General features: G+C 63.8%; 23 protein-coding genes. 9 read left to right on the forward strand and 14 right to left on the reverse strand.

Annotated features, from left to right (window positions below; all coding sequences use genetic code 11):
• Window positions 1-2: 2 nt before the first annotated feature.
• From rplC to G5C33_RS16815, 3 genes are all read right to left on the reverse strand, one after another.
• Window positions 3-758, reverse strand: a complete 756-nt coding sequence (gene rplC / locus G5C33_RS16805) for a 50S ribosomal protein L3 (protein WP_165328195.1) — start codon at window positions 756-758, stop codon at window positions 3-5.
• A 335-nt stretch (window positions 759-1,093) separates the two neighbouring features.
• Window positions 1,094-1,405 carry a 30S ribosomal protein S10 gene (rpsJ, locus tag G5C33_RS16810; RefSeq protein ID WP_034161642.1) on the reverse strand — a complete coding sequence of 104 codons (312 nt, stop codon included), beginning with the start codon at window positions 1,403-1,405 and terminating at the stop codon, window positions 1,094-1,096.
• Between the two features lie 141 nt (window positions 1,406-1,546).
• Window positions 1,547-2,044 (reverse strand): hypothetical protein, encoded by a 498-nt coding sequence (locus tag G5C33_RS16815; RefSeq protein ID WP_228275109.1) that lies wholly within the window; start codon window positions 2,042-2,044, stop codon window positions 1,547-1,549.
• Window positions 2,045-2,215: 171 nt separating this feature from the next.
• On the opposite strand from G5C33_RS16815, the gene G5C33_RS16820 reads away from it, so the two are divergent.
• Window positions 2,216-2,473 (forward strand): hypothetical protein, encoded by a 258-nt coding sequence (locus G5C33_RS16820; protein WP_165328196.1) that lies wholly within the window; start codon window positions 2,216-2,218, stop codon window positions 2,471-2,473.
• Window positions 2,474-2,500: 27 nt separating this feature from the next.
• Window positions 2,501-2,884: a hypothetical protein gene (locus G5C33_RS16825; RefSeq protein WP_165328197.1), complete on the forward strand. Its 384-nt coding sequence runs from the start codon at window positions 2,501-2,503 to the stop codon at window positions 2,882-2,884.
• Between the two features lie 116 nt (window positions 2,885-3,000).
• Here the strand turns inward: G5C33_RS16825 and tuf are convergent, their stop codons facing one another.
• The 4 genes from tuf to rpsL all read right to left on the reverse strand — a co-directional run bounded on the left by tuf (window position 3,001) and on the right by rpsL (window position 7,470).
• Window positions 3,001-4,194, reverse strand: coding sequence for an elongation factor Tu (gene tuf / locus G5C33_RS16830; RefSeq protein ID WP_165328198.1), 1,194 nt, complete (start codon window positions 4,192-4,194; stop codon window positions 3,001-3,003).
• 107 nt (window positions 4,195-4,301) lie between these two features.
• Window positions 4,302-6,374, reverse strand: a complete 2,073-nt coding sequence (gene fusA / locus G5C33_RS16835) for an elongation factor G (RefSeq protein ID WP_165328199.1) — start codon at window positions 6,372-6,374, stop codon at window positions 4,302-4,304.
• Window positions 6,375-6,568: 194 nt separating this feature from the next.
• A complete protein-coding gene (gene rpsG / locus G5C33_RS16840; protein ID WP_165328200.1) occupies window positions 6,569-7,039 on the reverse strand; it encodes a 30S ribosomal protein S7 in 471 nt (156 codons plus the stop codon).
• Between the two features lie 59 nt (window positions 7,040-7,098).
• Complete coding sequence (gene rpsL, locus G5C33_RS16845; protein ID WP_028969180.1) at window positions 7,099-7,470, reverse strand: 30S ribosomal protein S12; 372 nt, start codon at window positions 7,468-7,470, stop codon at window positions 7,099-7,101.
• 292 nt (window positions 7,471-7,762) lie between these two features.
• Here rpsL and G5C33_RS16850 point away from each other — a divergent pair, with 292 nt between their 5' ends.
• Together G5C33_RS16850 and G5C33_RS16855 are read left to right on the forward strand one after the other, a co-directional pair.
• The gene (locus G5C33_RS16850) at window positions 7,763-8,413 is read left to right on the forward strand and encodes a hypothetical protein (protein WP_165328201.1); all 651 of its coding nucleotides are present in this window, start codon (window positions 7,763-7,765) and stop codon (window positions 8,411-8,413) included.
• Complete coding sequence (locus G5C33_RS16855) at window positions 8,400-8,912, forward strand: bactofilin family protein (RefSeq protein WP_165328202.1); 513 nt, start codon at window positions 8,400-8,402, stop codon at window positions 8,910-8,912. Before G5C33_RS16850 ends, G5C33_RS16855 begins: the two co-directional genes overlap by 14 nt.
• Window positions 8,913-8,948: 36 nt before the next feature.
• Here G5C33_RS16855 and G5C33_RS16860 read toward each other — a convergent pair whose 3' ends face one another.
• Window positions 8,949-9,095, reverse strand: a complete 147-nt coding sequence (locus G5C33_RS16860) for a hypothetical protein (protein WP_165328203.1) — start codon at window positions 9,093-9,095, stop codon at window positions 8,949-8,951.
• 196 nt (window positions 9,096-9,291) lie between these two features.
• The gene (locus G5C33_RS16865; protein WP_165328204.1) at window positions 9,292-9,729 is read right to left on the reverse strand and encodes an MAPEG family protein; all 438 of its coding nucleotides are present in this window, start codon (window positions 9,727-9,729) and stop codon (window positions 9,292-9,294) included.
• A 74-nt stretch (window positions 9,730-9,803) separates the two neighbouring features.
• On the opposite strand from G5C33_RS16865, the gene G5C33_RS16870 reads away from it, so the two are divergent.
• Entirely contained in the window at window positions 9,804-10,268 is a 465-nt protein-coding gene (locus tag G5C33_RS16870) for a GFA family protein (RefSeq protein WP_165328205.1), read from the forward strand.
• A 97-nt stretch (window positions 10,269-10,365) separates the two neighbouring features.
• Here the strand turns inward: G5C33_RS16870 and G5C33_RS16875 are convergent, their stop codons facing one another.
• The 4 genes from G5C33_RS16875 to G5C33_RS16885 all read right to left on the reverse strand — a co-directional run bounded on the left by G5C33_RS16875 (window position 10,366) and on the right by G5C33_RS16885 (window position 13,258).
• A complete protein-coding gene (locus tag G5C33_RS16875) occupies window positions 10,366-10,662 on the reverse strand; it encodes a hypothetical protein (RefSeq protein ID WP_165328206.1) in 297 nt (98 codons plus the stop codon).
• Between the two features lie 50 nt (window positions 10,663-10,712).
• Entirely contained in the window at window positions 10,713-10,886 is a 174-nt protein-coding gene (locus G5C33_RS19220; RefSeq protein WP_206518584.1) for a hypothetical protein, read from the reverse strand.
• A gap of 55 nt (window positions 10,887-10,941) precedes the next feature.
• Entirely contained in the window at window positions 10,942-12,357 is a 1,416-nt protein-coding gene (lpdA, locus tag G5C33_RS16880; RefSeq protein WP_165328207.1) for a dihydrolipoyl dehydrogenase, read from the reverse strand.
• A gap of 148 nt (window positions 12,358-12,505) precedes the next feature.
• Window positions 12,506-13,258 (reverse strand): pre-peptidase C-terminal domain-containing protein, encoded by a 753-nt coding sequence (locus tag G5C33_RS16885; protein WP_165328208.1) that lies wholly within the window; start codon window positions 13,256-13,258, stop codon window positions 12,506-12,508.
• 181 nt (window positions 13,259-13,439) lie between these two features.
• On the opposite strand from G5C33_RS16885, the gene G5C33_RS16890 reads away from it, so the two are divergent.
• Both G5C33_RS16890 and arfB read left to right on the forward strand, forming a co-directional pair.
• Window positions 13,440-14,087 carry an RluA family pseudouridine synthase gene (locus G5C33_RS16890; RefSeq protein ID WP_165328209.1) on the forward strand — a complete coding sequence of 216 codons (648 nt, stop codon included), beginning with the start codon at window positions 13,440-13,442 and terminating at the stop codon, window positions 14,085-14,087.
• Window positions 14,084-14,491 carry an alternative ribosome rescue aminoacyl-tRNA hydrolase ArfB gene (gene arfB / locus G5C33_RS16895; RefSeq protein WP_165328210.1) on the forward strand — a complete coding sequence of 136 codons (408 nt, stop codon included), beginning with the start codon at window positions 14,084-14,086 and terminating at the stop codon, window positions 14,489-14,491. Before G5C33_RS16890 ends, arfB begins: the two co-directional genes overlap by 4 nt.
• Before the next feature lie 26 nt (window positions 14,492-14,517).
• On the opposite strand, the gene G5C33_RS16900 is transcribed toward arfB, so the two are convergent.
• A complete protein-coding gene (locus G5C33_RS16900; RefSeq protein WP_165328211.1) occupies window positions 14,518-15,081 on the reverse strand; it encodes a hypothetical protein in 564 nt (187 codons plus the stop codon).
• Window positions 15,082-15,237: 156 nt separating this feature from the next.
• Between G5C33_RS16900 and G5C33_RS16905 the strand changes: the two genes are divergently transcribed.
• Together G5C33_RS16905 and G5C33_RS16910 are read left to right on the forward strand one after the other, a co-directional pair.
• Window positions 15,238-15,726 carry a GAF domain-containing protein gene (locus G5C33_RS16905; protein ID WP_165328212.1) on the forward strand — a complete coding sequence of 163 codons (489 nt, stop codon included), beginning with the start codon at window positions 15,238-15,240 and terminating at the stop codon, window positions 15,724-15,726.
• A 106-nt stretch (window positions 15,727-15,832) separates the two neighbouring features.
• Window positions 15,833-16,615 (forward strand): RcnB family protein, encoded by a 783-nt coding sequence (locus G5C33_RS16910; protein WP_165328213.1) that lies wholly within the window; start codon window positions 15,833-15,835, stop codon window positions 16,613-16,615.
• Window positions 16,616-16,620: the final 5 nt, after the last annotated feature.

Here is a 16,620-nt window from a genome sequence, read left to right on the forward strand (position 1 = left end):
GTTCAGCCCTCCTGGCCTTCGGTGACTTCCGGCGCCGCCGCTTCTTCAGCGGGCGTGTCGGCCGGAGCGTCGTTGTTGTTGAGAGCGGTCTTGATCGCGGCGGGGAACGGCAGGCCTTCCGGCGCCGGAACCTTCATCGCGTCCTTGACGATCAGCCAGGCGCCCTTGTGACCGGGCACCGAACCCTTGACGAAGATCAGACCGCGCTCGGCGTCGGTCGAAACGACTTCCAGGTTCTGCTGGGTACGATTGCGGTCGCCCATATGGCCGGCCATCTTCTTGTTCTTGAAGACGCGGCCCGGATCCTGACGGTTACCGGTCGAACCGTGCGAACGGTGCGACACCGACACGCCGTGCGTGGCGCGCAGACCGCCGAAACCCCAGCGCTTCATGGCGCCGGCGAAACCCTTACCCTGGGTACGGCCCGAAACGTCGACCATCTGGCCGGTGACGAAGTGGTCGGCCGAAATCTCGGCGCCCACGTCCACCAGGCCGTCTTCCTCAACTCGAAATTCGCAAAGGATAGCCTTGGGTTCGACCGAAGCCTTGCCGAAATGGCCGCGCTGCGGCTTTGCGACATTCTTCGTCTTGGCCGAGCCGGCGCCGATCTGGACCGCGACGTAACCGTCGACGTCCGCCTTGCGCTGCGCAACGACCTGGACCCCTTCCAGCGCCAGAACGGTAACCGGCACGTGGCGGCCGTCGTCCTGGAACAGGCGGGTCATCCCCATCTTCTTCGCGATCACGCCAGTGCGCATGACCAGTTGCTCCTATACAGAGGCACCCTCGGGACAATTCCCTCGGGTGCGTGCCTCAGCCCAAATATGCGATGCGAGCCCCCGTCCGGGCTGAACCCCGCCGAATGGCGGAGACGACGGGGGACGCAGACCCGGTAATTCCGAAGAACCCCGGCGGTATCCCTAAATTCGTTTGAGGGCTTGCCCTCGGCGGTTCCTTGCGTCGGCCCGAAGGGCGCTATCGAGGAACCAGCTTGCAGCTCTTCAAGAAGAGCGCGAATCTCGTGGAGGCGCGCATTTACGTGAGCAGCGCCTCGCTGTCCACCCCGAAAACCGGGGTTTTTCGGTAAACCGGCTCAGGCCAGCTTGATTTCGACGTCAACGCCGGCCGCGAGGTCCAGCTTCATCAGCGCGTCGACCGTCTGCGGGGTCGGTTGAACGATGTCGAGCATACGCTTGTAGGTACGGACTTCGAACTGCTCACGCGACTTCTTGTCGATGTGCGGACCGCGATTGACGGTGAACTTCTCGATTCGCGTCGGCAGGGGAATGGGACCACGAATAAGCGCGCCGGTGCGACGGGCAGTGTCGGCGATGTCGCCGGTTGCCTGATCGAGCACACGGTGATCGAACGCCTTCAAGCGAATGCGGATATTCTGCGTTTCCATAACCCTACCAATGCGAAAGAGCGGGCGCCGTGACCGGCGCTCTTGCTGTTCAAATCAAAACCGAAGGCGCGCCTCTACAGAGCGATGCGATTCGGATCAAGGGGCTGTGGGAGAAATTTCCTGCGCGGCGATCACGCGCTTTCACAAGCAGGGGCCCGGCGGCGTGCCGTTTTCGAGCAGGATACGGATCCTGCGCTTCCCCCAATAGCTCATATCGATCGAATATCGCACGGGTGCGCCGGGTCTGGTCCAGATATTCTGGTCCCCGGCACGCTCGGTCCCCGTGCGGCACAGCACCCAGCCGCGCGCCTCGAGTTCCGGCTGCACCGCAAACGGAGCGCCCTGGTCAGTGTCGTGCCATAGCGTGAGGCCGGAAAAGCCCTTTCGGCCACCACCGCCGCGCAAATCGACTGCCGCTTCGAAAGGCCCCTGCCCGGCAATCAGCACGCCCGCCTTGCGGCAGCGCAGGGAATTGGAGGTATCGACACAATCGGCAAAGCCCATATGCTGCGCGAAAGCCAGATCGCCCGTAATCGGAAGATCGGAATAGGCCCGATTGGGCGGTGGCGGAACGTCAGGCCCGCAAGCCGTCTGCGATCCCAGCAACAGCACGCCTGCCGCCCACTTCACGCTGTTCACGCCTGCCCTCCCGCCCCGTCGCCGTCCCCATGTCGCATCAATGAAGCGGGCGGGACAGAGAAATCCTTCGCGAGGCCGGCGTCCGCGGCAGCGGGAATCTGGACATCGGCCTGACCAGGATCTCAAACCAGATTGCTTGCGCATCCCGGTGCGTTCTGGAACGCTCCGCAGATGGAACGACGGCGGGCCTATCTGAAGTCCTTGCTGCCCGTCACGCTGCGGGTTGCAAAACGAATGTATCTGGCAATTGGCATAGCGATTGTCGGGGCCGGGATTACCGGTCGGTTCCCGCCGTTCGTATCCAACGCGGATGTCCTGATCCGTGCAGCGCTGTTCGTCACGCTACCGCTTGCTATCGGGCTGGTCTGCGGCGTGATCCATAACTGGAACAGTCCGCAACGCTATCGCTGGCGTCGCAAGCGCCGATAGAGGGGCTTCACTGGAGGCAGTTACACCATGACGGGTCGAGCGCTCGGTAGCTTGGTTATTGCCTCCCTGGTGGCGGCGGGCTGTATCTACATCGTCGCAACGCCCCAACCTCAACTGCCCGTCGAAACGGTGAATGGCACTTATCACAACGCATGCTGCGGCGACTGGACCTTCCATGACGGCAGGCTCACGATTGACGGGCAAGATATCAGCTACGTGATCGAGAAGGACAAAAGCGGAGTTGCAATCCACCCTTCCGCCTATGTCGGAGCATCCGAGCGCGGTTCCGTGATCCAGCGGAATCGATCACCGTCACTCCTGAGGCCGATCGGTGACCCCCCGGACGCTATTTGGGTCCACGGCTTTGGAAAGGCCGCCGACTACCGCTTCGACCGGATCGAAAAGGAGTAGCGCTGCACTCTACGCAATAGGGGCGCTTCCGCTCCTTCAAGCTCGCAAACAAAAAACCCGGCCTCCCCACGGGGAGACCGGGCTCTTTGCGTTTTCTCAGCCCCGAAGGGCGAAGATTACTTGGCGATTTCGCTGACGACGCCGGCGCCGACGGTGCGGCCGCCTTCGCGGATCGTGAAGCGCTGGCCAACGTCCATTGCGATCGGCGCGATAAGCTTGACGCCCAGCGCGACATTGTCGCCCGGCATGACCATTTCGGTGCCTTCCGGCAGTTCGATGGTTCCGGTGACGTCCGTCGTACGGAAGTAGAACTGCGGACGATAGTTACCGAAGAACGGCGTGTGACGGCCGCCTTCGTCCTTCGACAGGACGTACACTTCCGACTTGAACTCGGTGTGCGGCGTGATCGAACCCGGCTTGGCCAGAACCTGACCACGCTCGACTTCGTCACGGGCAACGCCGCGGAGCAGCGCACCAACGTTATCGCCGGCCTGGCCCTGATCGAGCAGCTTACGGAACATTTCGACGCCGGTGACGACGGTCTTGCGGACCTGCTCCTGGATGCCGACGATTTCGACTTCCTCGTTCACCTTGATGATGCCGGTTTCAACACGGCCGGTGACGACGGTGCCGCGACCCGAGATCGAGAACACGTCTTCGATCGGCATCATGAACGGCTTGTCGAGCGGACGCTCCGGCTCGGGGATATAGTCGTCGACCTGCTGCATCAGCTCGAGAACGGCCTTCTTGCCGATTTCCTCGTTGCTGTCTTCCAGAGCGGCAAGCGCCGAACCCTTGACGATCGGAATATCGTCGCCCGGGAATTCGTAGCTGCTGAGCAGTTCGCGAACTTCGAGTTCGACCAGCTCGAGCAGTTCCTCGTCGTCGACCTGGTCGACCTTGTTGAGGAACACGACCATCGCCGGCACGCCGACCTGACGGGCGAGCAGGATGTGCTCGCGGGTCTGCGGCATGGGGCCGTCGGCCGCCGAAACCACCAGGATCGCGCCGTCCATCTGCGCCGCGCCGGTGATCATGTTCTTCACATAGTCGGCGTGGCCCGGGCAGTCGACGTGCGCATAGTGGCGCTTTTCGGTCTCATATTCGACGTGGGCGGTCGAGATGGTGATGCCGCGCTCACGCTCTTCCGGGGCCTTGTCGATGTTCGCAAAGTCGACGGCCGTACCGCCGCCGGTCTCTGCCAGCACCTTCGTGATCGCCGCCGTCAGCGACGTCTTGCCGTGGTCGACGTGACCGATGGTGCCAATGTTGAGGTGCGGCTTGGACCGCTCAAACTTTGCCTTCGCCATTGTTTCCTACCTTTATGATCTACGCTTGTCCGAATCGCAGGGCACGCGTGGAAGGCGCGCCCATAGCGAGCTATTTCCGATTATGCCAGCCCCGAGCGCGGTTGCGCTCAGGCCAGCTTCGCCTTCACTTCGTCCGCCACGTTCTGCGGCACTTCGTCATAGTGGCTGAACTGCATCGTGTACTGCGCGCGGCCCTGGGTGAAGGAACGCAGCTCGTTCACGTAACCGAACATGTTCGCCAGCGGCACATTGGCAATCACTGCCTGTGCGTTACCACGGGCTTCGGTGCCCTGGATCTGGCCACGACGCGAGTTCATGTCGCCGATGACGTCCCCCAGATAATCTTCCGGGGTGATGACTTCGACCTTCATCACCGGCTCGAGCAGCGTGATGCCGGCCTTCTGAGCACCTTCGCGCATCGCGCCACGGGCACAGATTTCGAACGCCAGCGCCGACGAGTCGACGTCATGGTACTTGCCGTCGACCAGATGGACTTCGAAGTCGATGATCGGGAAGCCGATCAGCGAACCGCTTTCGGCGGTTTCCTTGAAGCCCTTTTCCACCGACGGGATATATTCGCGCGGGATGTTGCCGCCCTTGATCTCGTCGAAGAACTGGAAGCCCGAACCGCGTTCCCCCGGAACCAGCTGGACCTTCACTTCACCGAACTGGCCCGAACCACCCGACTGCTTCTTGTGGGTGTAGGTCAGCTCGACCGGCTTCTTCAGATATTCGCGATACGCCACCTGCGGCGCGCCGACATTGGCCTCGACCTTGAATTCGCGCTTCATGCGATCGACCAGGATGTCGAGATGAAGCTCGCCCATGCCTTTGATGATCGTCTGGCCCGATTCATGGTCGGTCGACACGCGGAAGCTGGGATCCTCGGCTGCCAGACGATTGAGCGCGATGCCCATCTTTTCCTGGTCGGCCTTGGTCTTCGGTTCCACCGACAGCTCGATCACGGGATCCGGGAACTCCATGCGCTCCAGGATGATCGGCTTGTTGGGATCACACAGCGTGTCGCCGGTGGTCGTTTCCTTGAGGCCCGCGATCGCGACAATGTCGCCGGCAAACGCTTCCTCAATGTCCTCGCGGCTGTTCGCATGCATCAGCAGCATGCGGCCGACCTTTTCCTTCTTGCCCTTCACCGAATTGAGCACGGCGCCCTTGGAGAGCTTGCCCGAATAAATGCGGGTGAAGGTGAGCGAGCCGACGAACGGATCGTTCATGATCTTGAAGGCGAGTGCCGAGAAGGGCTCGTCGTCCGACGACGGACGCGAGGCTTCCTCTTCGCTGTCGGGCAGCACGCCCTTGATCGCTGGAACGTCGATCGGGCTCGGCATATAGTCGACGATCGCGTCGAGCAGCGGCTGAACGCCCTTGTTCTTGAACGCCGAACCGCAAAGCACCGGAACGAACGCCTGATTGAGCGTACCCTTGCGGATCAGCGCCTTCAGCGTCGCGACATCGGGCTCGTTGCCTTCGAGATAGGCCTCCATCGCGTCGTCGTCCTGTTCGACGGCGAGCTCGACGAGCTTCTCATGATATTCGGCGGCTTCGTCCTTCATGTCGTCGGGAATGTCGGTGTAGTTGAACTTCGCGCCCAGACCTTCCGATTCCCAAACGATGCCGCGCATTTCGACCAGGTCGACCAGACCCTGGAGATCGCTCTCGGCGCCGATGGGGAGGTAGAGGACGGCCGGCTTCGCACCCAGGCGATCGATGATCGACTGGACGCAATATTTGAAGTCGGCGCCGGTGCGGTCGAGCTTGTTGATGAAGCACATCCGCGGAACCTTGTACTTGTCCGCCTGGCGCCACACGGTTTCGGACTGCGGCTCCACGCCGGCAACGCCGTCGAAACAGGCAACCGCGCCGTCGAGCACGCGCAGCGAACGCTCGACTTCGATGGTGAAGTCGACGTGTCCGGGCGTGTCGATGATGTTGATCCGGTGATCGTTCCAGAAACAGGTCGTCGCGGCCGACGTGATGGTGATGCCGCGTTCCTGCTCCTGCTCCATCCAGTCCATCGTCGCGGTGCCTTCATGCACTTCGCCGATCTTGTAGGACTTGCCGGTGTAAAAGAGGATGCGCTCGGTGGTCGTCGTCTTACCGGCATCGATGTGGGCCATAATGCCGATGTTGCGATACGTATTGAGCGGATCTTTGCGGGCCATGTTATCAAACTCCAGCGCCGGGGTGCGGCGATCTGCGGTTCCAGTACGGGGTGGGCGCGGTGGCCCTTAGCCATTTCCACCTGCCCTGAACAGCCTCGAACCCCGGAATGGATCCGGGGCCGGAAACGCCATCGGCAGGCAGCAATGAATTGGTGCGGGGCCGGCCAACGCGGCCGACCCCGCCCATATAGTGGTTACCAGCGATAATGCGAGAAGGCTCGGTTCGCTTCCGCCATGCGGTGCGTATCCTCGCGCTTCTTCACGGCATTGCCGCGATTGTTGGCCGCATCCATCAGCTCACCCGAAAGGCGGGCCGACATGGTGTTCTCGCTGCGGTTGCGCGCCGCGCCGATCAGCCAGCGGATCGCCAGCGCCTGGGCGCGTTCGGGGCGAACCTCGACCGGCACCTGATAGGTGGCGCCACCGACGCGGCGACTGCGCACTTCGATGCCCGGCGCGACATTGTTCAGCGCTTCGTGAAAGACGCCCAGCGGCTCCTTCTTCGCACGCGCTTCGATGGTGTCCAGCGCCGAATAGACGATGCCTTCGGCGACGGCCTTCTTGCCGTCCAGCATGACGCTGTTCATGAACTTCGAAAGGACCTGATCTCCGAACTTCGGATCAGGAAGAATTTCCCGCTTTTCGGGACGACGACGACGAGCCATTTCTGTTTCCTTGACTGATTCAGCTTACCCGGAACGCGTCCGGCGCTTACTTTGGCTGCTTACTTGGGACGCTTGGCGCCGTACTTCGAACGGCTCTGACGGCGGTCCTTGACACCCTGGGTGTCGAGCACGCCGCGCAGGACGTGATAGCGCACACCAGGAAGGTCGCGCACACGACCGCCGCGGATCAGCACGACGCTGTGCTCCTGCAGGTTGTGGCCTTCGCCCGGAATATAGCTGATGACTTCGCGCTGGTTGGTCAGGCGGACCTTGGCAACCTTGCGAAGCGCCGAGTTCGGCTTCTTCGGCGTCGTCGTATAGACGCGCGTGCAGACACCGCGCTTCTGCGGGTTCTGCTCCATCGCAGGGACCTTGCTCTTGGCCTTCTGCGGTTCACGACCCTTGCGGATCAACTGGTTAATCGTCGGCATGAAGCCCTTCACCTTTGTGTTACCGGCAAATTCCGGCGGTTACTTTGCTGGAGCCCTGGAACGAAGAATGCCAAAAGGACCCTCGGGGCCTAACGACCCCCCGGGTCCAAGCGTCTCCAACAACGTTCAGCTCTTGCGTACCGAAGGCGGGCGGAGTGCCGGACGAACCGGGACCAGCCTCCTTGCGGGACGCGGCCCTATAACGGCGCGGCGTCATCGGGTCAATGGCCGCTTACGCCGGTTTCGCGCGATCCTAACGGAGTGGCAAGACCTGGTCGCTAGGCGGTGGCGGATGTTGATCGTCACGCCCCTTGCCGGATCGCTGCGGCTGCGTGCTTCGCCGCGACGCCGGCTGCGCGCGCCCGGCGCCGCCGCGGCGACAATGATGCTCGCGCTCGCACTCGCCGCCCTGCCCGGCCAGCCGCATCTGGTCAACGCCGCCGATCTGGCCGCGGTCACGCACATGACCGGCCTCACCGGACTCTGCTTCGCCGCCGCGACGGGGCTGACCGCCTGGCTCTTCGCCGCGCTGTGCAGCAGGCCGCTCGCGACGATGGCCAACGGCGCGCTGGGCGGGATACTGATTATCCTGCTGCTGCTGCCGGATATCGGCGTCGCGGCACTGCCGGTCGCGCAGATCGCGGCCTTGATCGCGGCGCGTCATCGCCGCGTCACGCAAAGCGTATCAAACATGGTGCAGGGCGGCGCGATGCTTGCCGCCGCCGGTGCCACCGGCGCGCCGGAGGCACTCGGCTGGCTGGGCGCGGCCATGCTCTGCTACGCAAGTTTTTTCGTGGTTAACCGTGGGTTTGCCGCAGCCAATGACAATCCCTCAATGGAACGAATCGGGCACGATTCGCGGCTATCGAGGCGGCTGTGGTATGATTACAACGATTTGGGTTCCGAATCCGGGGAAGTGGGAGTCTTGAATGTTCAACGGTAATAAAGGTCGCAGCAGCAATCACGCCAGCCCCACGGTGCCGCCGGCGCCGCCGATGCCCCCCGCGGGCAACAACAAACGTGGCATGTTCTCGGTCATTGGCCCCGATGTGGTGGTGACGGGCAATATCAGCGCCACGGCGGATCTGCATATCGACGGCCGTGTCGACGGCGACGTCAATTGCGGCGCGCTGGCGCAGGGCGCCGACAGCCAGATCTTCGGCAATGTGAAAGCGGAAAGCGCGCGCCTTGCCGGATCGATCGAAGGCACGGTGAGCGTGAAGCAGCTTACCGTCGAACGTTCGGCCAAGATCACCGGCGATGTCGAATATGAAAACATCACCATCGAAAATGGCGGCCATATCGACGGCCGGCTAAAGCATATGAGCGCCGTCGACGTTGCAGCGCCGGAGCGTCCGCGCGCCGTGGAAACCGGCAGCGAGAACAAACCGTCGGTCTTTTCGACAGCCAGCGAAGGCAGCACGGGCAGCGAAGCAGCCTGAACGCAGTGCCACCGTCCGTGCGAACGGCCGGCGGCGTCAGATATGGGCGGCGTTCGCCGGGGGGGCGATCGTCGCCTCTTTGCTATCGCGGCTATCAGGCGGATGCGTTACGCCGCATCGGAGCGCAATGCATCCGATCTGGAAGAAGCTCCAGTCGGCAGCATCGCGGGCGAGCGGTACCATGCCGTCCGCACCCCGATTCGGCGGCAATCGGGGCAAGCTTGTTCTTTTTCCGCCGCCTCCGGTTCGACCGGCAAGAAACCAATCGCCGAAACATGGCTTCGGGTCGCCCTGCGCGGGAAACGCGCCACGGATTTTCGCGGGCTGCCCAGCCCCCCGGAACCGGCCGGATGCCTCCCAGGTCCGGCCGGTTTTGCGTTCAGCCCGCCGCCGCCATATCGATTGCGAACCCGATCCACATCGCCAGCAGCACCGCGCAGGACAGGATATAGGCCAGCGCCCGCAGCGGCACGATCTTCACACCGATGTGGATAAGGCTGTGGACAATTCTGAGGATAACGAAGATCCACGCCAGCGTTACCTGTGCATAACCGGCATGGTGCGTGATCAGCAGCAGCGGCACCAGCGCGAAATAGAGCAGCGGCATCTCGGTAAGGTTGCGCAGATTGTTCGCCGACATTTCGACCGGCTGGAAATAACGCAGCGCGCTCTCGCCGGTGTCGAACGCCCCTTCGGGCGGCGGATTGCGCTTCAGGTGGTTGGTCCGCTGCACGAACATCACGAACCAGACGATGAAGATCAGCGCGACCAGCACGAAGGTCGGCCAGAGGATCGGCAGCACCATGTCAGCCCCCATTATAGTTGGAGGTCGAGCCTGCCGCCTGTAGAAAAGGCCGTCCAGCACAAAGGCCAGCGCAAAAGGAGAGTGTGATGCCCGACTCCGCCCTGCCGATCGAAGGCGGCTGCCGCTGCGGCGCCGTCCGCTTCCGCGTCACGCAAGCGCCGATGGTGACGATGGCGTGCCATTGCAGCAACTGTCAGAAAATGAGCGCGAGCGCCTTTTCGCTGTCGGTCGCGGTGCCGGTCGATTCCTTCGAAGTGACCACGGGCGAGCCAGTGACCGGCGGCATGCACGGCGATCAGGTGCAGCATCGCCATTGCGACTGGTGCAAGAGCTGGGTGTTCACGCAAATCCCCGGCGCGCCCTTCGTCAATATCCGCGCGACCATGCTCGACGATCCCGCACCGTGGGAACCCTATCTGGAAATGCAGACGGCGGAGAAACTCCCCTGGGCAAGCACGCCGGCGAAGCACAGCTTCGGACGCTTCCCCCCGCCCGATGCCTTCGGCCCGCTGATCGCGGAATATCAGGCGGCGCGGAGCGGAACGGACTGAATTGATCCGTTCCTGACCACCGCTTGCGCTGAGCCTGTCGAAGCGCCGTTCTTTCTTCTCGAACCGTCAGCATGTGATCGCCCCCGAGGCTATCGGATTACCAAGGAAGTTTGACCTTGATCGTCCGCGTCGGGAGCGTCTCGCCATCCCCTTCGACCACCTGCCGTCCTGCAAGGCGATCGAGTTGCGCCAGCCGCGCCTGCACCGCTTCGCCATGTTCGACCGCACCCACTCGGAACGTCTCCCCGCCACGCATACGGAAATGCAGCGCATAGGGCCCCTTGTTAAAACGGTGCGGCAGCCGCCCGAGCGCAATCGACTCGATTTCGGCCCAAGGCAGCGACTTGCGAAAACTGGCGCCGTGAAATCCCACACCCGCCCGGTTCGCGGTCATCGCCACGCCGCGCTCGGCGAAACGCTGCCAGCAAGCACGCCAAGCGAAGGTTAGCGACACCAGAGCCAAACGACCAACGGAACATGCACGCCATTCGCGCGCCAGTCGTTGGTCTGGCGCAGAATCGTCGCACTCCCTCCATGCGCGTCGGAGAAATCGCCGTCGAGCGACATGAAGAGAAATGCGATTCCACACACGCCAAAAAAGGTCATCGACGCGGCCATTCGCCACCGCTGCCAGCGAATGACGACGCGCTCGCCCTCACCCGCCGCGCGTCCCTCAGACGTGGATGACACGTCCATAGGCAGCCAGCACGCTTTCGTGCATCGATTCGCTGATCGTCGGGTGCGGGAACACCGTCTGCATCAGCTCGCCCTCGGTAGTTTCCAGCGTCTTGCCGACGACGAAACCCTGGATCATCTCGGTCACTTCGGCGCCGACCATATGCGCGCCGAGCAGCTCGCCGGTCTTAGCGTCGAACACCGTCTTGGTGAAGCCTTCGGGCTCGCCCAGCGCGATCGCCTTGCCGTTGCCGATGAACGGGAACATACCGACCTTGACGTCGTATCCCGCGTCCTTCGCCGCCGCTTCGGTCATGCCGACGCTGGCGATCTGCGGGTGGCAATAGGTGCAGCCGGGGATCGCATTGCGGTCCATCGGATGCGGATGCACCTCGCTGTTGCCCAGTTCCTGCGCGATCGCCTCGGCGGCGGTGACGCCTTCATGGCTCGCCTTGTGCGCCAGCCAGGGCCCGGCGACGCAATCGCCGATCGCCCACACGCCCGCGACATTGGTGCGGCCAAACTCGTCCACCTTGATGTGGAATTTCTTGTCGGGCTCGATCTTGAGTTCGTCGAGGCCGATATTCTCGACATTGGGCACGATGCCGATCGCCACGATGACATGGCTGAACTCGGTCTCGTCGGTCTTGCCCGCCTTGTCCTTGATCGCCGCCTTCACGCCCTTGGCACCGACTTCGATCTTTTCCAGCTTGGCGCCGGTCTTGATCGTCATGCCCTGCTTGGTCAGCTGCTTTTCGAGAAAGGCCGAAACGTCCTTGTCCTCGACCGGGACGATGCGGTCCATCATCTCGACCACGGTCACGTCGGCGCCCATGTCGTTGTAGAAGCTCGCGAATTCGATCCCGATCGCGCCCGATCCGATCACCAGCAGCTTGCTCGGCATTTCCTTGGGCGTCATCGCGTGGCGATAGGTCCACACGCGCTCGCCGTCCGCCTTGGCCTGCGGCAGGTCGCGGGCACGCGCGCCGGTGGCGATGATGATGTGCTTGGCGGTGAGTTCCTTCTCGCCGTCCTCGCCCTTCACCGAAAGCTTGCCTTTCGCGACCAGCTTCCCCGTGCCCATATGCACGTCGATCTTGTTCTTCTTCATCAGGTGCGTGACGCCCTGATTGAGCTTGGCGGCAACGCCGCGCGAACGCTTCACCACCGCGTCGAGATCGGCGCTGATCTTCTCGGCGGCCAGCCCGTAATCCTTGGCATGGTTCATGTAATGCATGATCTCGGCCGAGCGCAGCAGCGCCTTGGTCGGAATGCAGCCCCAGTTGAGGCAGATGCCGCCGAGCAGCTCGCGCTCGACAATCGCCGTCTTCAGCCCCAGCTGCGCCCCGCGGATCGCCGCGACATAGCCGCCGGGCCCCGAACCCAGAACGATGAGATCATAGGTATCAGCCAAGTCTCGCTCCTTGCCAATCAGGCCTTGCTGTCAGGCGGATACGGCACAGACCGCGCTGCATCCGGTGTTCGGTCAGCGCTAGGCCGGGTCGGCACAGGATTCAACCGGGCCCGACGCCGCGGACCCGGCCGATGTTTCGAAATCGGCGTTATTTGCGAACGCTGATCGTATAGGGGCCGGCGCCCGAGCCTTCATAGGTGCCCAGGCGAATGACGTAATCTCCCGATTCGGCGGCCGTGAACGTCAGCAGCGCGTTGGTGCCGCCTGCGCCGTCGTCGTCGGAGGCGACAGGATCGCCGAAGCGATCATCCGCATCGAGCAGCGAAAGCACGACATCGAAAGCCTCCGATTCACCGCGAATCGACACGTCTTGGCCCGCTTCGAGGTGGATCAGGAATTCGGCGACCGAATCTTCGCCGGCATCATTGGCCAGCACGCCTTCATGCACCGTCCAGGTGACGGTCTCGCTGCGGCCGGTAAAGGGTTCGGGCGGCGCGGGCGGCGCGACCGACGAAATGCTCAGTTCGTAGCTTCCCGTCTGTTCGGCATCATAGCTGGCAACGCGCAGCCGGTAGGGGCCCGTTTCCGACGCAGTGAAATAGACCAGCGAATCGGTCCCGTCGGGCCCGTCATCATTCGCCGCCAATACCGTTTCGCTGTGGGGCGCGAAGATGGTGAGCATCGTGTCGATCTGGCCCGAACTGGCGGCAACGGCGTAGCGATTGCCTTCCTGCAGCACGAGCTGAATGTCGACGAAGCGATGGCCATCGGCATCGGTCCAGCTTTCCTCGGTCACTTCGCCGGTGTCGCTCCACAGCGGTGTATCCTGCGCCAGCGCCGGCGCTGCCTGCAGAAGCGCCGCGGCGGCAATGGAAATGGCGGAAATGTGAAGCGAGCGCATGCGAACCTCCCCTGAAAACAATTCTCTCACGCCGGTGTAGCGCGAGGCGCATCGTCACGCCACCGACATGAATCTCGCTTTAAGCGGCACCCGGCGACAAAACGCTTCTTTCAGGCAATTTCGCTCCGTCCGGGCCATGCAATGGTTTCACCCCCGGCGGCGAGCGCGCTATAGCGGCGCGATGCTGGAAGATCGTCTGTTGTTCATCGATGCCGAGGCCATTGTCATCGACAAGCCCGCGGGGTTGCCGGTCGATACGCCGCGCGACGGATCGCCGAGCATCAATGCGCGCCTCGACGAACTCACTTTCGGCTTCCAGCGGCTGCCGGTCGCGGTGCACCGGCTAGATCGCGATACCAGCGGCTGCCTGCTACTTGCGCGCAATCCCAAGGCGCTCAAGCGCTTTGCCCAGGCATTCGAAACCGGCGCCGTCACCAAACGCTATCTCGCGGTGCTCGACGGCGTTCCCGACGACGACAGCGGCACGATCGAACTGCCGCTCGCCAAGGTATCGAGCGCCGCCAGCGGCTGGCGCATGCGCGGCGATCCGGCGGGCAGGCCCGCGCGCACGCGCTGGCGTCGGATCGATTCGGGCAATGGCCGCGCGCTGATCGCCTTCTTCCCCGAAACCGGGCGGACGCACCAGATCCGCGTCCATGCCGCCGAGGGGCTGGGCATTCCGATCATGGGCGACCCGGTGTACGGCGCGGGCGGGCCGGCGATGATGCTGCATGCCGCCAACCTTACCGTGCCGCGACCCGGCAAGCCCGACGTCAATGCAGGCGCGCCCTTGCCGCCGCATTTCGCCGCATCGGGTTTCGCGCCATGAGCGATTTTCGAATCCCGGACGATGCGATCGTCGAGGAGCGCTTCCTCGCCGCCACCGGCCCCGGCGGGCAGAATGTCAACAAGGTCGCGACTGCGGTGCAGCTTCGCATCGACGTCTTCCGGCTGGGGCTGCAGCCCTATGCCTATTCGCGGCTGAAGCAACTGGCGGGCAGTCGCATGACCTCGGGCGGGGAATTGCTGATTGCCGCGCGGCGCTTTCGAACGCGCGAGGCCAATCGCGCCGATGCGCGCGAACGGCTGGCCGAACTGATCGACAAGGCCCATCAGCGCGATGCGCGCCGGGTCAAGACTAAGCCGAGCCGATCGGCAAAGGCCAAGCGCGTCGATGCCAAGAAGAGCCGCAGCGCAGTGAAGGCCGGGCGCGGCAAGGTGCGGCTGGACTGACCGGGCGCGCCAGCGACGGCGTCGATTCAGCCTGCGGTGGCGTTGCGCGCCTGCGGCTGCTGCGCGCGCGGCTTGCCTTCCCGCGTCTCTGCCTGCGTTTCGCGCCGCGCATTTTCGCGACGGGCGACCGCACGCTCGGCATATTGCTGCAGCACTTCGCGCGACGCGGCGACCGGCGTGCCTTCGGCGATCGCCAGTTCCAGATCGGTCGCGCTCGTTCCGCCCGAACAGACGAAATCGAGCACGCGCCCGATCGGACGATCATAGGGAACGTCCTTCCAGCCGCTGCTGCCGGGAACCTCGGTCACGGTACCATCGGGAAACTCCACCGAAATCCGGTCGATTTCCCAGCGGCGCGCCGCGCAGTCGAATTGCGCGCGGGCGTGGATCGCATCGGACATGGTGACGAAATAGGTCCAGGCCGTGCGGATATTCGCGTCGGGCCGGGCAATTGATCCGCGGTCCACCCATTGCAGCATCATCTGCCGGTCGTTGACCGAAGCGGTCACGACTCGCCAGTCCGGGTCTGCATCTGCGGGCGCCACCGCGGCTGCCGAAAGCAGCGCGGCGGACGTCATAGCCAAAATCATGAAGCCCTCCACGGCCCAAAGGGGCGCGTTCAAATCTCGTCTGACTCGATCGGCTGCGATTCCCAAGCGCATTGCGCCCTATCGACGCAAAGCCGCGACGGGTGGTGGTTATCGACACGGTAGCGTATCGGCCCGGCCGCCCCTACATCCGCCGTCATGTACACATTCGACATCGCCGCCGGGAACCGGGCGGAGCTGTATCGCGACCTCGAATCGGCGCTCGACGGGCTGACCGCGAGCGAGCCTGACGCAATCGCCAACATGGCCAATGCCGCCGCGCTGCTGTGGCAATTCCTGCCCGACCTCAACTGGGCGGGATTCTACCGCAATGTCGGCGGCGAACTCGTGCTCGGCCCGTTTCAGGGCAAGGCGGCGTGCATCCGCATCCCCTTCGGCCAGGGCGTGTGCGGCGCGGCGGCGCAAAGCCGCGAGACGCAATTGGTGGCGGACGTGGATGCCTTTCCGGGCCATATCGCCTGCGATGCCGAAAGCGCATCCGAACTGGTCGTGCCGATCGTCCATCAGGGCGAACTGCTCGGCGTGCTCGATCTCGACAGCCCCTCGCCCGGCCGCTTCGAAGCGAGCGACGCCGCCGGGTGCGAGGCGCTGATGCGCCTGCTCGCGCCGCGCCTCGTCAGCGCCTGACCCGCATCGGGACTCCCCGCGCCGATTCCGCCGTGGGATGCCCCTGCGGCTTTTGGTAAGACATTGTTAGCCATGTCAGGGCGGGGGCCCGGACCGGGAGCAGTGTGTGAAACGAGTACTGATCATCGCAGCATCGGCGATCGCCGTAGCGACCGTGGCGACACCCGCCGCGGCGCAGAATATGGGCAATCGCCAGGCACTTACCGACGGCCGCTGGACCGCCGGCGCGGATCGCCCGGGGAGCGACCGCTGGAATGCGACGGTTGACGGCCGCTGGTATGCCGGGTGGGACGCGCCAGGCGGCTGGAACGGCTATCGACCGCTGCGTCGCGGCGCGCATCTGCCGCCTTACTGGTTCGACACCCGGTTCCGCGTGCCCAATTATACGCGCTGGAATCTCGCGGCGCCCGCCTACGGCTTTTTCTGGTTCCGCTATTATGACGACGCCGTGCTTGTCGATCGCGACGGGCAGGTGTGGGACAGCGTGAGCGGCGTGCCCTGGGGCGGGGCATCGGCGAGCGCGAGTTCGAGCGCCTATGCCTATTCGGGCGCGCAGGCACGCGCCGGCAGCGGCTATTATTACGAATCTCCCGGGGGGGGGAATGTACCGCCGGCGGCCGCGCCGCCGGCGGTGCAGTATCGTCAGGGCTGCGGCTGCAACAACGGCTATTACGGCCAGGGCGGCGGCTATGTGATGGTTCCGACGACGACAGTCGTCGTGGTTCAGGGCGCGCCGAGCGTGACGACAACGACCACCACGACCACCACGACGGTCGAGGAAGTCTACGAAACGCACGAGACCTATTACACGACGGAAACGGTCCGCGCTCCGGCACCGGCCCCCGCGCCGCGCCGCATTCCCGAGCGCGGCAAACTGATGCGGCGATAGGGCCG

It is taken from the genome of Sphingosinithalassobacter tenebrarum (genome assembly GCF_011057975.1).
In the GTDB taxonomy this organism is placed as follows: domain Bacteria; phylum Pseudomonadota; class Alphaproteobacteria; order Sphingomonadales; family Sphingomonadaceae; genus Sphingomonas; species Sphingomonas tenebrarum.

Coding starts and splice junctions, on each gene's coding strand:
- fusA (WP_165328199.1), bottom strand. CDS start 6,374: ATGGCCCGCAAAGATCCGCTCAATACGTATCGCAACATCGGCATTATG.
- G5C33_RS16875 (WP_165328206.1), bottom strand. CDS start 10,662: ATGACCGCGAACCGGGCGGGTGTGGGATTTCACGGCGCCAGTTTTCGC.
- rpsG (WP_165328200.1), bottom strand. CDS start 7,039: ATGGCTCGTCGTCGTCGTCCCGAAAAGCGGGAAATTCTTCCTGATCCG.
- G5C33_RS16905 (WP_165328212.1), top strand. CDS start 15,238: ATGTACACATTCGACATCGCCGCCGGGAACCGGGCGGAGCTGTATCGC.
- G5C33_RS16865 (WP_165328204.1), bottom strand. CDS start 9,729: ATGGGGGCTGACATGGTGCTGCCGATCCTCTGGCCGACCTTCGTGCTG.
- G5C33_RS19220 (WP_206518584.1), bottom strand. CDS start 10,886: ATGGCCGCGTCGATGACCTTTTTTGGCGTGTGTGGAATCGCATTTCTC.
- G5C33_RS16820 (WP_165328196.1), top strand. CDS start 2,216: ATGGAACGACGGCGGGCCTATCTGAAGTCCTTGCTGCCCGTCACGCTG.
- tuf (WP_165328198.1), bottom strand. CDS start 4,194: ATGGCGAAGGCAAAGTTTGAGCGGTCCAAGCCGCACCTCAACATTGGC.
- G5C33_RS16850 (WP_165328201.1), top strand. CDS start 7,763: ATGTTGATCGTCACGCCCCTTGCCGGATCGCTGCGGCTGCGTGCTTCG.
- rplC (WP_165328195.1), bottom strand. CDS start 758: ATGCGCACTGGCGTGATCGCGAAGAAGATGGGGATGACCCGCCTGTTC.
- G5C33_RS16890 (WP_165328209.1), top strand. CDS start 13,440: ATGCTGGAAGATCGTCTGTTGTTCATCGATGCCGAGGCCATTGTCATC.
- G5C33_RS16860 (WP_165328203.1), bottom strand. CDS start 9,095: ATGGTACCGCTCGCCCGCGATGCTGCCGACTGGAGCTTCTTCCAGATC.
- G5C33_RS16825 (WP_165328197.1), top strand. CDS start 2,501: ATGACGGGTCGAGCGCTCGGTAGCTTGGTTATTGCCTCCCTGGTGGCG.
- G5C33_RS16870 (WP_165328205.1), top strand. CDS start 9,804: ATGCCCGACTCCGCCCTGCCGATCGAAGGCGGCTGCCGCTGCGGCGCC.
- rpsL (WP_028969180.1), bottom strand. CDS start 7,470: ATGCCGACGATTAACCAGTTGATCCGCAAGGGTCGTGAACCGCAGAAG.
- G5C33_RS16885 (WP_165328208.1), bottom strand. CDS start 13,258: ATGCGCTCGCTTCACATTTCCGCCATTTCCATTGCCGCCGCGGCGCTT.
- G5C33_RS16900 (WP_165328211.1), bottom strand. CDS start 15,081: ATGATTTTGGCTATGACGTCCGCCGCGCTGCTTTCGGCAGCCGCGGTG.
- G5C33_RS16855 (WP_165328202.1), top strand. CDS start 8,400: ATGTTCAACGGTAATAAAGGTCGCAGCAGCAATCACGCCAGCCCCACG.
- arfB (WP_165328210.1), top strand. CDS start 14,084: ATGAGCGATTTTCGAATCCCGGACGATGCGATCGTCGAGGAGCGCTTC.
- rpsJ (WP_034161642.1), bottom strand. CDS start 1,405: ATGGAAACGCAGAATATCCGCATTCGCTTGAAGGCGTTCGATCACCGT.